This window comes from Cellulosimicrobium cellulans, assembly GCF_006539945.1.
GTDB classification, from domain to species: Bacteria; Actinomycetota; Actinomycetes; order Actinomycetales; family Cellulomonadaceae; genus Cellulosimicrobium; species Cellulosimicrobium cellulans.
The window spans coordinates 1-14,380 of record NZ_BJNZ01000006.1; the positions used below are offsets into that span (position 1 = coordinate 1).

Below are 14,380 nucleotides of genomic sequence, written 5' to 3' on the forward strand. Positions count from 1 at the left end.
GATGAGGCGATCGGTTCGTGGGCGCGAGTCAGATCGTGGGCAGGAACACCCGCATCGTTCCCGGTCCGTGCTCCGCCCAGCGGTGATAAGGGACGAGCGCGAGAGGGAGTTCCTCGTGCAGGGTCGTGATGGGCGAGGATCTGAGGTAGGGCAGCGTTGAGTGCTCGGTTCGGTGTCGCACGGTTCTGGCTTGGATGACTGCGCCGTCTCCCTCGGGCTGCGGGGGTGTGCCGACGTCGACGCGGACGTTCTCGATCGCCACTCCGGAAGGCAGGTCGGCGGACTCGAGACAGAGGACGAGAGGTCCCCTTTCGATGGCAACGGTGCTGCGCAGGGCGTCGATTTGGGGGTCTGGCCAGGTGAAGCGGGGCTCGACTGGCAGGTCGAGTGTGAGGGTGTCGCCGGTGCGCAAGATGGCGCAGATGGCGGCCCAGCCCGGGGCGATGAGCCGCTCGTGACCGCCGGTGTCGGTGAGCGTCGCCCCGTGCGCCCAACTGGGCACTCGCAGGCGTAGCGTCACTTCCCGATCAGGAGCGTCAAGGATCGTGACGTGGATGCGTCCGTCTACGGGGTATCTGGTCTCCACGCATACCGAGAGCCGACCACCGAGGTTGAGGCCTACGTCGATCTCGCAGGGTGCGTGCTGGATCAGGGTGAGTTCGTCGCCGTCGATGGTGGCGACGTAGGTCTGCCAGGACGCGAGGGTGCGCGCGACGTTCGTGGGACAGCAGGACACGTCGAACCACGGTGCTCGGAGTCCGCCTTCGGCGCGCGGGTTGACCTCGTCGGCTTGTGCAGTGTTGCCCAGGACACGTTGTTGCAGGGGGTTGGCGTAGAAGAACGCACGACCGTCGGCGCGCGGTGAGGTAGCGATGACGTTGTAGTAGGTGCGTTCCATGAGGTCGGCGTAGCGGACGTCGCCGGTGGCGAGGAAGAGCCTCCAGGACACCATGGTCGAGGCAATGCCGGCGCACGTCTCGCAGTACGCGCGGTCGGGTGGTAGCTCCCAGTCCTCCCCGAATCCTTCGTCTTGGTGGCGCGACCCCATGCCGCCCGTGAGGTAGGTGCGTCGCTGGACGGTACGTTCCCACTGAGCGGTTACGGCCTCGAGAAGGCCATGGTCGTGGGTGTCGACGGCGACATCGACAGCGGCGGTGGCGAGGTAGAGCGCGCGGACGGCGTGTCCGCGCCAGACGTCTGCTTCGCGCACGGGGATGTCGTCCTGGAAGTAGGCCGGGCTCAGCAGCGGGAGGGGGATCAGCGTGCCGCGTCCTCGGCGTTCGATGAAGAGGCGGGCCTGCTCGGTGTATCTCGGCTCGTCGAGGGCCCGACCGAGCTCGGCGAGGCCGAGCTCGATCTCGGGGTGGCCGCAGATGCGCTGCTGGCCCTGGTGACCGAACTCGCGGCAGACGTGGTCGGCGGCGCGACGGGCGACCTGGACGAGTAGGTCGTCCTCGCCGAACGTGCGCACGCGCGCGACCGCTGCCTGGAGGAGGTGTCCGGTGCAGTACAGCTCGTGCCCGCGTTCGAGGTCGCTGTAGCGTTCGCGTTGTCCGGGGTGGCCGTAGCAGGTGTTGAGGTAGCCGTCCTCGTCTTGTGCGGCCGCGACGCGCGTGACGAGGCGGTCGAACGTCGCCGCGAGCGGGCGGGCCCCGGTCCGTGCCTGTTCCCAGGCCATGGCCTCCAGAAGCTTGTAGATCTCGGAGTCGGAGAACTGCCAGCCGGGGCGCTCGCGCCGGGTGCGGCCGCCTGCAACGGCGTCGAAGTTCGTGATCCATCCCAGCCGTTCCATCCAGGTCAGGCAGTGCTGGATGGTCGCCCACGCGTTCGTCTCTTGCCGAACGCCCCAGAATCCGCCGGTCAGTCGGACCTCTCCGACCCCGAGCCCGCGCCGGGACTCCAGGAGCGGGGCGACAGGGCGCGCCCGCGGCGAGCCGGTGCGTCCCTCTGCGTCGAGGCCGAGAGGCGCACCGGCTGGGGTGGGATGGCTCATGAGCCGAGGTGTGCGAGCAGCTCGTCGAGGGTCTGGTCGCGCACGAACACGGGCACCACGTCCAACGGTGCGTCGACATCGATCTCGTGCCCGCCGTCGTGAACGGCTCCCGTCGCGTGCTCCACCCATCGCGCCCCGGCCGGGAGGTAGACGGTACGCCGACGGGCGCCGGCGGTGGTAACAGGCGCGACGAGGATGTCGGGCCCGTAGAGGTACTGGTCGTCGACGTCCCAGGCGCGGGGGTCCTGGGGGAACTCGTGGAACAGTCCGCGCAGGACCGGCTGTCCGTGCTCGTGGGCTTGGGCCATGAGGTGGCGGGTGTAGGGGCGCATCCTCTCGCGCAGCTCGAGGTAGCGCACAAGGATGTCGTAGACGTCCTCGCCAAAGCTCCACAGCTCGTTCGGGCCTCCCGAGCGCAGTCGGGGGCCGCCGTCGGCCGCGGTGACGTCCTCGTAGGGCAGGCGGTCGCCGTGCATGCGCATGACCGGGCAGAACGCACCGAACTGCATCCAGCGGATGAGCAGCTCGTGGAACGCGGGGTCGGTGGAGTCGCCCTGGTGGAAGCCCCCGATGTCGGTGGTGAACCAGGGGATGCCCGCGACGCCCATGTGGATTCCGGCGGTGATCTGGCGGCGCAGGTCCTCGAAGGTGGAGTGGATGTCTCCGGACCAGACGAGGACGCCATAGCGCTGACTGCCGGCCCAGGCGCACCGCACGAGGTTGACCACGTCCTTCTGCCCGGCCTCGACCTGCCCGTCGTAGAACGCACGCGCGTACAGCTGGGGGTAGATGTTGCCGACCTGGGCGTTGGTGCCGGCGTGGTAGCGGTAGTTGTCGAAGTCGTAGACGCCGTACTCCGGCTCAGCCTCGTCCAGCCAGAACGCTCGGATGCCGTGGTCGTAGTAGTTCTTCGTCACGATCTCCCACAGGCGGGCCCGGGCGGCGGGGTTGGTGACGTCGTAGAACATCGACGGGCCTTGGAAGCCCATCTGGACGTCCAGGCCGCGGTCGGCCTTGACGAGGTAGTTGCGCTGGCGGAACTCGGGGAAGTTCTCCGACTGGGTGGAGACCTGGGGCCAGATGGAGACCATGAGCTCGATGCCGAGGTCGTTGAGCTCGGCGACCATCGCCTTGGGGTCGGGCCAGAACTCCTCGTCGAAGCGGAAGTCTCCCATCTCGGGCCAGTGGAAGAAGTCGGCCACGATGACGTCCATCGGCAGGCCGCGGCGCTTGTGCTCGCGGGCTACCTCGAGCAGCTGTTCCTGGTTCCAATAGCGCAGCTTGCACTGCCAGTACCCCAACCCGTACTCCGGCATCATCGGCGCGTGACCGGTCGCGTCGGCGTAGGCGCTGGCGATCTGGGCCGGGGTGTCACCGGCGGTGATCCAGTAGTCGAGCTGCTGGGTGGAGCCGGCGGTCCACTCGGTACGGTTCGCGGCGAACGTGGCCTGTCCGATGGCGGGGTTGTGCCACAAGAAGCCGTAGCCGGCGCTGGACAGCACGAACGGGACGCTGGCCTGAGAGTTGCGGTGCGCGAGCTCGAAGGTGCTGCCCTTGATGTCGAGGATGTGCTGCTGGTACTGCCCCATCCCGTAGAGCTTCTCGCCGGGGTTGGGCTCGAAGCTCGCGGTGAGTCGGTGGTCCCCGCCCAGCAGCGGCTGGAACGCCCGGGCGCGGAGCTTGAGCGACCCGCCGGCGCTGAGCTCGCGCAGCAGCGTGCGCCCGTGGTGGTCGACGAACTCGATCGAGCAGGTGGCGGTGTCGTACCCGGTCTGCTCGTCGTACCCGCGCTTGGCGCGCAGGTGGGCGCTGATGCGTCCGTTGGTGATCACGGCGTGCTCGTCGCCGGTCGTGATCTGCGCGTCGCGGGTGCCCGGCTCGAGCAGCGCCCAGTCGGCGTCCAGGACCTCGCCCATCACCGTGGCCCTCACCCGGAGGCTGTTCGCCCCCCAGGGCTCGACGACGATCGTCTCGCCGTCGCCCCGCCAGATCAGGCGGTGGCCCTCGATGTCGAAGGTCCTCATCGTGTGCTTCCTTTCCGATGGTGCCCACCGCGACGACTGCGTCGCAGCAGGACGTGATGCCCCTGCTGAGGTGAGTGCGTGACCGCTAGTCCTTGACCGCTCCGGCCGTCACGCCCGCGGCGACGTAGCGCTGCGCGGCGATGAGGAGCAGGGCGGTCGGGATGGAGGCGACCACCGCGGTCGCCATCATCGGGCCCCATTCCTGGTTCTGGGCGCCGATGTAGTTGTAGATGCCCATCGTGATCGGACGCAGCTCTCCGCCCTCACGGTTGAGGGTCGAGGCGAAGATGAAGTCCGACCACGCCCACAGGAACGCGAACAGTGACGCGGTCACCATCGAGTTGCGCGAGACCGGGATGACGACCGAGCGGAACGTGCGCCAGGTCGAGGCGCCGTCGAGCTGGGCCGCCTGGATGAGCTCGCGCGGGATGCCCCGCATGAACGCCGTGAACAGCATGACCGCGAACGGGATCGCGATCGTGGAGTCGGCGATGATGAGGCCGGGGATCGTGTTGAGCATGCCCAGGCGCGAGTAGATCGAGTAGAAGCCGAGCGACATGACGACGGCCGGGACCATCTGCGCGACGATCAGGACGAAGCTCAGGGTGTTCCCCCACGGCAGCGCGAGCTTGGCGATCGCGTACGCAGCCGGCATCGCCACGACGAGGGTGAGCACGACCGTGCCCAGCCCGACGACCAGGCTCGTGCCCAGGTAGGGCAGCTGCTCGGACAGCACCGTGGCGTAGTGACCGAGGGTGAAGTCGAACGGGAGCAGGTCACCGCGACGGATGGACTCACGCCGCGTGAGGGAGACGTTGACCATCCAGTAGATCGGGAACAGCATCACCGCGGTCAGGGCCAGCGCGATGAGGGTCTTCCACCAGGTGCGATGCGTGGTGTGCAGCATCAGTCCTCCTGCTTGCGTTGCAGTGCGAGGTACAGCAGGCCGAAGGCGAGCGCGACCACCAGCAGGATCGAACCCACGGCCGATGCCTCGGAGTACTGGATGGAGGCCGAGGTGCCCTTGCCGAACGCCATCGCGTACGACCAGGTCGCCAACGTCTGCGACGTGCCGGTGCCCATCGTCATGATCCAGATGATGTCCACGACCTTGAGCGTGTAAACCAGGCCCAGCAGCAGCGTGATCATTGACACCGGCCGCAGCAGGGGGAAGGTGATGCGCCAGAACTGCTGCCAGGTGTTCGCGCCGTCCAGCGCCGCCGCCTCGTACAGGTCCCCGGGGATGTTCTGCAGCCCCGAGTACAAGATGACGAGGTTGAACGGGATCCCGAGCCAGATGTTGGCGATGATGACCGCCGCCAGGGCGTTCTCGGCGTTCAGCCACCAGACCGGGTCCACGCCGAAGAGGCCCAGGAATCGGTTGAGGATGCCGTTGTCGGCGTTCATCATCCACTGCCAGGTCGTACCCGAGACGATCACCGGCAACAGCCACGGCACGAGGAACATCGCGCGCAGCACGCTGGACAGTGGGAACGCGCGACGGAAGAACACGGCCAGTCCCAGACCGGCGGCGTACTGCACGATCAGCGAGGCGAACGTGAAGATCGCGGTCTGGATGACGATACGGCGGAACCGGTCCTGACCGAGGATGTCGGCGTAGATGTCGAAGCCGACGAACGGGGCCCCGCCGTAGACGAACGTGTTGCGGTCGTACTCGTGCAGGCTCATCGAGAAGTTTTGGACGAGCGGGTAGACGTAGAACAGCACGAGGTAGATGACCAGGGGCGCCGCGAACGCCACGGCCACCCAACGGGGCGACAGGCTGGGGCGGCGGCGAGGCTGCCTGGCCGGGCCCACAGGTGGACGGGCCGATTGCGGGCTCGTCCGGGCCGGGGCAGGCATCGTGGGGGACGACATGGAGTTCACCTGACTGACGAATCGGTGGCGGGCGCCAGCGGCGTCCACCTCGCGGCGACGCCCGATGCCCTGAGGCGCGGGCGTCGCCGCCGGGTGTGGCAGATCAGCTCTCGGCCGCGTCCTTGAAGGCGGTCTCGACCTGGGCGCTGTCACCTGCGGCGTTGAGGGAGGTCTGCAGGGCCTCGCTCAGGCGTGCCGAGACGTCGACGTACTCCGCCCCGAGCTCGGTCGTGCGGCCCTGCGCGCCCTCGACGATCGGTGCCCACGGCTCCCACAGCGGGTTGGCCGCGACCTGCTCGGCCCGCACCTCGGGCTTGGCCGCGAGGTAGCCCAGGGTCTCGTTCGTCTCCAGGAGCTTGTCGCCCTCAGTCAGGCACGAGATGACCGCGGCCGCGTTCGCAAAGTGGTCCGAGGCGTTCTCCGACTGCACCGGGGCCATGAGGAACTCCCCGCCCGTGGGCACGGGCGCCACTCCCCCGTCCTTGGCCGGGATCGGGATGACGCCGACCTCGAAGCCGGCGTCGGCCGCGGCCGCGGCGAACCACGACCCGTTCTCGGCGAAGGCGTACTCCCCCGTCAAGAACAGGTCCCACGCCGCCGACTGGTTGTCCGTGGCCGCGGACTTGGGTGCGTACCCGTTGCCGATCCAGTCCGACATCAGCTGACCGGTGGCAACCGCCTCTGCCGAGCCCAGGTCGGACAGATCCGCGCCCGCGCCCCAGTACCACGGCAGCGCCTGGAAGACACCCTCCTCACCGGCGATACCGGAGAAGGTGATGCCCTTGTCGCCGGCCGCGGTGACCGCCGCCAGCGCATTCTCCAGCGCGGCCCAGTCCGTGATCGACGCCGGGTCGATTCCCGCTGCCGACAGGATGTCCGCGTTGTAGTACAAGCCCAGGGCGTTCGAGCCGAACGGGATCCCGTAGGTCGTCCCGTCGACCACACCGGGGCCGAGCAGGTTCTCGTCGATCCCACTCGAGTCGATGCCCACCTGGTCCGCGGTCGCCACCAGGCCGGCGCCCACCGCCTCGGGCATCGCGGGGTTGTCCAGCAGGATCACGTCGGGCGCGTTGCCCTCGCGCACCGAGGTGGTGAGCTGGTTGATCAGGTCCGCCGTCGGGGCGGCGGTGCGGGTGATCGTGGACCCCTGCGGCGCGCAGCTCTTGACCAGGGTGTCCCACGGCGTGCCGTCGGTGTGCTGAGGGTAGGGGTCCCAGAAGGTGATCTCGTCGGTCGTGGTGCCTTCGCTCGCGTCGCCGGTCGCCTCGGGCACGCCCCCGCCGCCCGAACCGCACGCGCTGAGCGCCAGGCCCACCAGCGTCACCGCACCCAGGGCGGCGATATTCCGCCTGCGCTTCGTTGCCATCACACTCTCCTCCACATCGAGGGCTGTTCCTGCGTCCCGGTCCGTCCCGGCAGCTCCGCAGTCCATCCGGTGTCGAACCGGTTCGAGTTGAACGTACCGACAATGAATCGAACCGTCAACTCTGTGTGAGGTGACGGTTCGATAACGGGGGGACTGCCCGGCAGATCTAGCTAGCTCAGCGTGCGCACGCTGCCGCGGTCGGTCAGCTGCGGGGGGACGAGCATGTGCGAGGTGGTCGACTCGGCCTGTCCACCCATGCGCTGGGTGAGCAGCCGCACCGCGGACTGCGCCACCATCTCGGGCTGGGACTCCACGGAGGTGTAGGGCAGGGCGAAGAAGTCGGCAAGCTCGGAGGAGTGCAGGCTGACCACCGACAGGTCCCGGGGCACCTCGAGGCCGGCCTCGTGCAGCACCGTCGGGAGCATCGCGACCGCCCCGTCGTTGTGGACCAGCAGCGCGGTCGACCCGTCGTGGCGGTGCAGCAGGTCGCGCAAGTCCTGGCGGATCTCGGCCGGCTCGGGCCGACAGTAGTGGTCCACGAGCCTGACCCCGAGCCGGCGGGCACGCGCCCGGGCCGCGCGCTCGAACCGCGTGGCGAAGGTGTGCCCGGCCTGGTAGATCTCCTGCGGCCAGCGCACGAAGGTGACCTCGCGGTGGCCCTTGTCGTGCAGGTGGTTGACCAGTGTCTGCGCCCCGCTCGCGAAGTCCAGGTCGACCGCGTCCAGGCTCGAGCCGTCGGCCATCCCGACCAGGACCGCCGGGAATCCGGCGGTCTCGATGGGGTCGACGCGCGGGTCGTCGGCGACGACGTTGAGCAGCACCAGTCCGTCGACCTGGTGCCCGGCGATCGCGCTGCGCACGGCCCGCACACCGTCGCCGTCGGTGATGAGCTGCAGACCGTAACCGGCCTCTCGTGCCGCGTCCGACAGCGCCACCAGGTAGGCCGCCATAGCCGGCTGGAACTCGGAGTGGTGGAACTGCACGACCACGCCGATGTTCATCGTGCGGGCCGTGGCCAACGCCCGGGCGCTGGAGCGCACCGAGAAGTCGAGCCGCTGGATTGCCGCGTTGACCCGGTCCTTGGTCTCCTGCGAGATCGTGCGCTTGCCCGACAGCACGTAGGACACCGTGCTGCGCGAGACGCCCGCCTCGCGCGCGACATCTCCGATGTTTGCCATGCGCCTCTCCTTCAGCCCGCCCCCGACGGGGGCCCCGCCTGCCGCGGGGATCGACCGGGGGTCACCTCGCACTGTCGAACAAAGCGAGCCCCCGTCGTGAGTGCACCCTTGACCACTCGTAGACGTCAGGCTAGCGTAATCGAACCGGTTCACCACGTCCAAGGTCGGACGCGTGATTGACGAGACGACCGGGGGGCGTGTGCACCGACTGTCCAGTCACACGAGAAAGTTGGATCCAGTGGTACGACGACGTACACCGGCGCGCACGCGCCACGCGACCCCACTACGCAGAGCGATCGGCGGCGGGCTCGCCGCCGCGCTCTCCTTCGGGACCCTCGGCACCGCTGTCGTCCTGGCCCCGTCAGCCGCTGCAGAGGTGCCCGACGACGAGCTGGTCCTGCACTACGACTTCGAGCCGTCCCAGGTGTCCGGCGGAGTGATCGAGGACCTGTCCGCCAAGGGCCTCGACGGGACTCTGGTCAACGCCGACAACGCGACCTTCCCGCAGGGCCACACCGACGGCAGCGCAGCGCTCGAGCTCCCCGGCGGCTCGACGGGCTCCACCACCGCCCCCTACGTGCAGATCCCCAACGGAGTCTTCGAAGGCCTCGAGGCCGCCACGATCTCCACCTGGGTTCGCTGGGACGGCGGAGCCGACTTCCAGTGGGTCTACAACCTCGGCCGAGACAACAACCGGGCCACGTTCCTCACGCCATCCTTCGGCGGCGACCCACGATCGCGCTCGTCGATCAAGCCGGTCAACAACAACGCCGAGGTCGGCGTCTCCAGCATCGGCAAGCTGCCGACCGGTGCCTGGGTCAACGCCGTCACCGTGATCGACCAGACCACGATCACCTACTACCTCAACGGCATCAAGGTCGGCTCGACCAACGCCACCCTCGACCTCGACGCCGTCATGCACTCCCCGAGCAACACCACGTCCGGGTTCCTCGGCAAGCCATTCTGGGGCGGTCACCCGTTCTTCGACGGTGCTCTGGACGACTTCCGCGTCTACGGCACTGCCCTGGGCGCCGAACCCGTCGCCGAGTTGTACGGGCAGGACCTGCCCACCCTCGAAGGCGTCGCGCAGACCTCGTTCTCGGTCGAGACCACCAGGGGCACGGCCCCCTCGCTCCCGGCGACGGTCTCCGGCGACTTCAGCGACAGCATCCAGCGCGCCGTGGGCATCACGTGGGACGAGGTGGACCCCGGCGCCTACGCTCAGCCCGGACGATTCTCCGTCAACGGCACCGTCGAGGGCACCGACCAGGTGGTCACCGCGAACGTGCGCGTCACGCTCCCCGGCCAGACCACGATCGACCTCGCCGAGAGCACCGGGGCCTTCCACGGTGGCGCGTCAGGCACCCTGTACGGCCTGTACGACCAGGGCCTGCCATCGAACAACCTCGTCGACGCGATCAACCTGCGCACCGTGGCCACCAAGGCCCAGGACGGCCCCCAGCACCCCGGCGCGGACGCGCTCGAGGTCGTCAAGCCGCTGGCAGACTCCTCCGACGGCGACGTGTACATCTACATGACCGACATCCACCGCGGCTTCCCCTACCAGTGGCCCGGCAGCACACCCCAGCAGAAGCTCGACCTGTACATGGAGAAGCTCGAGAAGCAGGTCGACCAGGTCCTCGAGCTACCCGCCGAGTACCAGGACAACATCGTCCTCATGCCCTACAACGAGCCCGAGGGCAACATGTTCGGCACCGGTGAGTGGAGCTACAACCGCGTCAGCTGGCTCAACAACCCCACCGACTTCTTCGCCGCCTGGGACCGTGCCTACACCATGATCAAGACCAAGTGGCCCGAGGCCCGCATCAGCGGACCCAACACGAGCATCCTGTACAACCAGGTCTACGGCTTCATGGAGCACGCCGTCGAGGCCGGAACCGTTCCCGACGTCATCGCCTGGCACGAGCTCTCCGACCCCGCCACGATCCGCAGCTCCGTCGACCGGTACCGCGGCTGGGAGGACGAGATCTTCGCCGGCACGGACCTCGAAGGCACCCACCTGCCGATCAACATCACCGAGTACGCCTTCAACTACCACACCTCCGTGCCCGGGCAGATGATCCAGTGGGTGTCCGCGCTCGAGGACAAGAAGGTCTTCGGAGACATCGCGTACTGGAACATCGACGGCAACCTGTCCGACTCCGCCGTCCAAGCCAACCGCGCCAACGGCCAGTGGTGGCTGCTCAACGCCTACGCCCAGATGAGCGGCGACACCGTCAAGCTCACACCGCCGCGCCCGAACGTCAGCTACACCCTGCAGGGCGTAGCGACCCTCGACCGGGACAAGGCACAGGCCCGCACGATCCTCGGAGGCGCCGGTGGCGAGAGCTTCGTCACCTACGAGAACGTCCCCACCGACCTGCTGGGCCAGAAGGTCCATGTCCAGGTCCAGGAGATCGGCTGGACCGGGCAGATCGGCGACTCCGCCAACCCGCCCACCGTCGCCGAGTACGACGCCCAGATCAGCAACGGCGGGCTCGTCGTCCACTTCGGCGGCGAGCATGTCCCGGCCATGAACGCCGAGTCGGCCTACCAGATCATCCTCACCCCCGGCGCGAACGCGTCCGCTTCCTCGACCAGTCCGACGATCTGGGACGCGACGTACGAGGCCGAAGACGCCGCTCACACCGGCTCCGGCTGGTCCCTGAACGGCCCCGAAGGTGGACCCACGCGTCAGGGCAGCTTCTATACCTCGGGCGAGTACAACGTCGGTGGCTTGCGCACCGGATCCAACGTCACGCTCGATTTCGCCGTCGACGTTCCTCAGGACGGCACCTACGACCTGAGCGTGTTCGCGAACTCGCTCAACACGTACAACGCGATCCAGGAACAGGGCCCCACCAATGTGTTCCTGCGCGTGGACGGCGACGCCGCCACCGAGCAGGAGATCCACCTGCCCCTCGGGTACAAGTGGGTCGTGTGGGACCACGCCGACACCACCGTCGACCTCACCGCCGGGGAGCACACCATCACCCTGGCCGCCCGCAGCCTGGACGGCACGGGCGAGACCAAGGGCGACGCCATCGTCGACAAGATCGACCTGTCCCTGGCCAACCCCGAGCACACCCAGGAGATCTACGAAGCCGAGTACGCCTCCCTCGACGGGGCACAGCTCGACTACACCGTCCCGGACGTGTCCGGCTCCGGCGTCGCGAGCATCGGCGCGGACCAGTCCGTGACGTTCTGGGTCTACTCCCCAACCGACGCCGGCGCCCACCTCACCGTGGACGCCACCGGCGACGGCGAGCGTGCCCTGGTGGTCAACGACCGCCAGATCACCACCCAGAACGAGGTCACCACGTTCCTCATCGGCGGGATCAACAAGATCACCGTCCAGGGCACGGCGGGCACCACGCTCGTCGACCGCCTGCGCGTCGAGTTTGACGACGAGTCCCTGACCGGCACCGCCTACGAGGCCGAGGACGGCGAGCTCGCCGGCACCGCCCAGGCGTCCGACCTGACCCTGGCCAGCGGCGGCAAGACGGTGACCAACGTGGGAGGCGATCCAGGCAACGCCAACACCCTCACGTTCACCGACGTGGAGGCCCCCGAAGCCGGCACGTACGCGATGACCGTGCGTTACTCCAACCAGGAGCAGTCGCCGGCCACGCACTACAACCCCGACCCGCTCGCCCGCTACGCCCACATCTCGGTCAACGGCGGCGAGGTCCAGAAGGTCCCGTTCCCCCACTCGTTCCACCAGAACAACTTCTGGGACCTGACCGTGTTCGTTGAGCTCGACGAGGGCACCAACACCATCCGGTTCTCGTCGGAGGAGAAGCCCAACTTCGACGGCGTGACCTACGCCTCGGACGCCTGGCCGGACGTGCTGCTGCGCTCGAAGTACGCGCCGAACCTCGACAAGATCACGATCACCCCGGCTACCGCGGTCGAGGCCGACGAACTCGACGTCTCGGTAGAGGCGACGCCGCGCTGCCTAGCTGGCAAGGCCTACCTCGCCGTGCGGGCGACGAACAACGAGGACGGGCCGGTGGACATCACCGTCACGACCCCGTTCGGCACAAAGACGTTCGCCGACGTCGCACCGGGCAAGAACGCGTACCAGTCGTTCAACTCGCGCGCCACGAACCTGGCCCCAGGAACCGCGACCTGGGAAGTCACTCACGAAGACCAGGCCACCACCCTCACGGCGGACTACCAAGGCACCCAGTGCGGGTGAGGCTCGCACTGTGATGCCCCATTGATGGCAGGGCCGGTCCAGGTGAACGCTCATCTGGACCGGCCCTGCCACGCCACCACCGGCACACGCCGCGTACGCGTGTGAGTCACCCACGGACGTTTGGTACTGGACGCCGCTGGGCGTTCGATAGTGGTGTGCGAGTGGTGGTAGCTCATTGGCGGCCCACTGTCGCCTGACTGATGCGGAGTCTTCCCCGAGCAGACTCCGAGCTGCCAACCCTTCGCGGGTTAACTAGGGCGCGTCTCTCAAGTCGGAGGCCCCGGCCTGGTGGTCGTTGATGCGGCAGAATCTCGGCTGTGATCAGGGTTGGCTTCACGCGCAGCATCGAGGACAACTACGAGGCGATCGTGCTGCTGGACGTGGAGTCGGGAGACACGATCGAGTTTCAACGCTCGCTTGCCCACGATCCGCAAGACGTGGCGCTGGGAATGGAGACCTACGCGATCGTGCGTGATGGTGCAGCCGTGCACTACGGCGGGCTTGTGCGGTTCGATGTGCAGGGCGACGTCCTTGCGCTCGAACTGGACTCTGAGGCAGCCGGAGTACTCGAGCTGCCCAACCTGGTCGAACTCGCCCTGGACGGAGCGGCAGCCGAGATCATCGAGCAGCACCTGCCTCGGATCGTGGCGCCGACTCGTTAGTCACGGTGTGCTCGACGCCCAGAGCAGGATCGCTGCGAGAACGGCGCCGCCTCGGTAGACGAGCGCGTGTTTGTCGTAGCGGGTCGCGAGTGCTCGCCATTGCTTGATGCGGTTGAAGAACCGCTCGACCGTGTTGCGGCCCCGGTAGGCGACGGGGTCGTAGGTCACGGGCCGTCCGCCTCGTGACCCACGCCTGCGACGGTGAGCCTGCTGATCGCGAGGCTCGGGGATGACCGCGACGATGCCGCGCCGGCGCAGCTCGGCACGGATCGCGCGCGAGGAGTACGCCCTGTCGCCCAACACGGCGTCCGGGGTGGTGCGCGGTCTTCCCGCCCCCACCCGGGGGACCCGGATCACATCCAGCAGCGGCAGGCACATCGGCGCGTCACCGCCCTGGCCTGGTCCCACGAGTACCGCGAGCGGTCGCCCGTTGCCGTCGACCGCGGCATGGATCTTCGTCGACAACCCGCCACGGACCGGCCCAGCGCGTGGTCAGCCGGTTCGCGCCGTTCCAGATTCTTGTGATTCGTCGGTGCCCCCTGTGGTCCGGGGCAAGGTCGCGGCGTGCTGGTGGGCCCGGTTGATCGTGGAGTCAACGCTCACCCGCCAGTCGATGCCACCGTTCGCGTCCGCACGGACCTGCAGGGCCGTCAGGATCTTGTCCCACGTCCCGTCGCGGGAGAACCGCGCGTGGCGCTTCCACGCGGTCTGCCAAGGCCCGAACCGCTCGGGAAGATCACGCCACGCGACCCCGGTCCGATACCGGTGAACGATCCCCTCGACGACCTGGCGATGATCCCGCCACGGACGCGAGCGACCCGACACCTTCGGCATCAACGGGCCGATCACCGCCCACTGCTCATCCGACAACTCTCGACCACGATCCACGACCGCACTCTGCAACGTCGCGGCGGTGCGACTAAGGAGACACGCCCTAGGCGTCGCCAGCTGCGAGGGCGTGTCTCCAGACCTCTCACCCGAGGTGCGGAGACACGCCCTTGCTGCGTCCACGAGTCGGTCTCGTCCACGGGCATCCGTCCCCTCGCTCCGTTCGGAGCGGCGCGGCGCTTACCAGCTG

8 protein-coding genes and 1 pseudogene are annotated in these 14,380 nt (G+C 68.2%); 2 read left to right on the forward strand and 7 right to left on the reverse strand.

The genetic code is table 11. The features are described 5' to 3' along the window. Window positions 1-28: 28 nt before the first annotated feature. The 6 genes from CCE02nite_RS06200 to CCE02nite_RS06225 form a co-directional block, all read right to left on the reverse strand. Window positions 29-1,993 (reverse strand): glycoside hydrolase family 127 protein, encoded by a 1,965-nt coding sequence (locus CCE02nite_RS06200; protein ID WP_141388805.1) that lies wholly within the window; start codon window positions 1,991-1,993, stop codon window positions 29-31. Next, window positions 1,990-4,017: a glycoside hydrolase family 31 protein gene (locus CCE02nite_RS06205; protein WP_141388806.1), complete on the reverse strand. Its 2,028-nt coding sequence runs from the start codon at window positions 4,015-4,017 to the stop codon at window positions 1,990-1,992. The genes CCE02nite_RS06200 and CCE02nite_RS06205 overlap by 4 nt, the downstream gene beginning before the upstream one ends. Before the next feature lie 85 nt (window positions 4,018-4,102). Next, window positions 4,103-4,924, reverse strand: a complete 822-nt coding sequence (locus CCE02nite_RS06210) for a carbohydrate ABC transporter permease (protein WP_141388807.1) — start codon at window positions 4,922-4,924, stop codon at window positions 4,103-4,105. Next, window positions 4,924-5,784, reverse strand: coding sequence for a carbohydrate ABC transporter permease (locus CCE02nite_RS06215; RefSeq protein WP_255318675.1), 861 nt, complete (start codon window positions 5,782-5,784; stop codon window positions 4,924-4,926). The genes CCE02nite_RS06210 and CCE02nite_RS06215 overlap by 1 nt, the downstream gene beginning before the upstream one ends. 214 nt (window positions 5,785-5,998) lie before the next feature. Next, window positions 5,999-7,261, reverse strand: a complete 1,263-nt coding sequence (locus CCE02nite_RS06220; protein WP_141388808.1) for a sugar ABC transporter substrate-binding protein — start codon at window positions 7,259-7,261, stop codon at window positions 5,999-6,001. 170 nt (window positions 7,262-7,431) lie between these two features. Beyond that, entirely contained in the window at window positions 7,432-8,439 is a 1,008-nt protein-coding gene (locus CCE02nite_RS06225; RefSeq protein WP_141388809.1) for a LacI family DNA-binding transcriptional regulator, read from the reverse strand. A gap of 376 nt (window positions 8,440-8,815) precedes the next feature. On the opposite strand from CCE02nite_RS06225, the gene CCE02nite_RS06230 reads away from it, so the two are divergent. After that, window positions 8,816-12,640 carry a LamG-like jellyroll fold domain-containing protein gene (locus CCE02nite_RS06230; RefSeq protein WP_170227237.1) on the forward strand — a complete coding sequence of 1,275 codons (3,825 nt, stop codon included), beginning with the start codon at window positions 8,816-8,818 and terminating at the stop codon, window positions 12,638-12,640. 317 nt (window positions 12,641-12,957) lie between these two features. Further along, entirely contained in the window at window positions 12,958-13,302 is a 345-nt protein-coding gene (locus CCE02nite_RS06235) for an Imm10 family immunity protein (RefSeq protein WP_170227238.1), read from the forward strand. Here CCE02nite_RS06235 and CCE02nite_RS06240 read toward each other — a convergent pair. After that, window positions 13,303-14,205: pseudogene (locus CCE02nite_RS06240) on the reverse strand (IS5 family transposase). Window positions 14,206-14,380 lie beyond the last annotated feature (175 nt).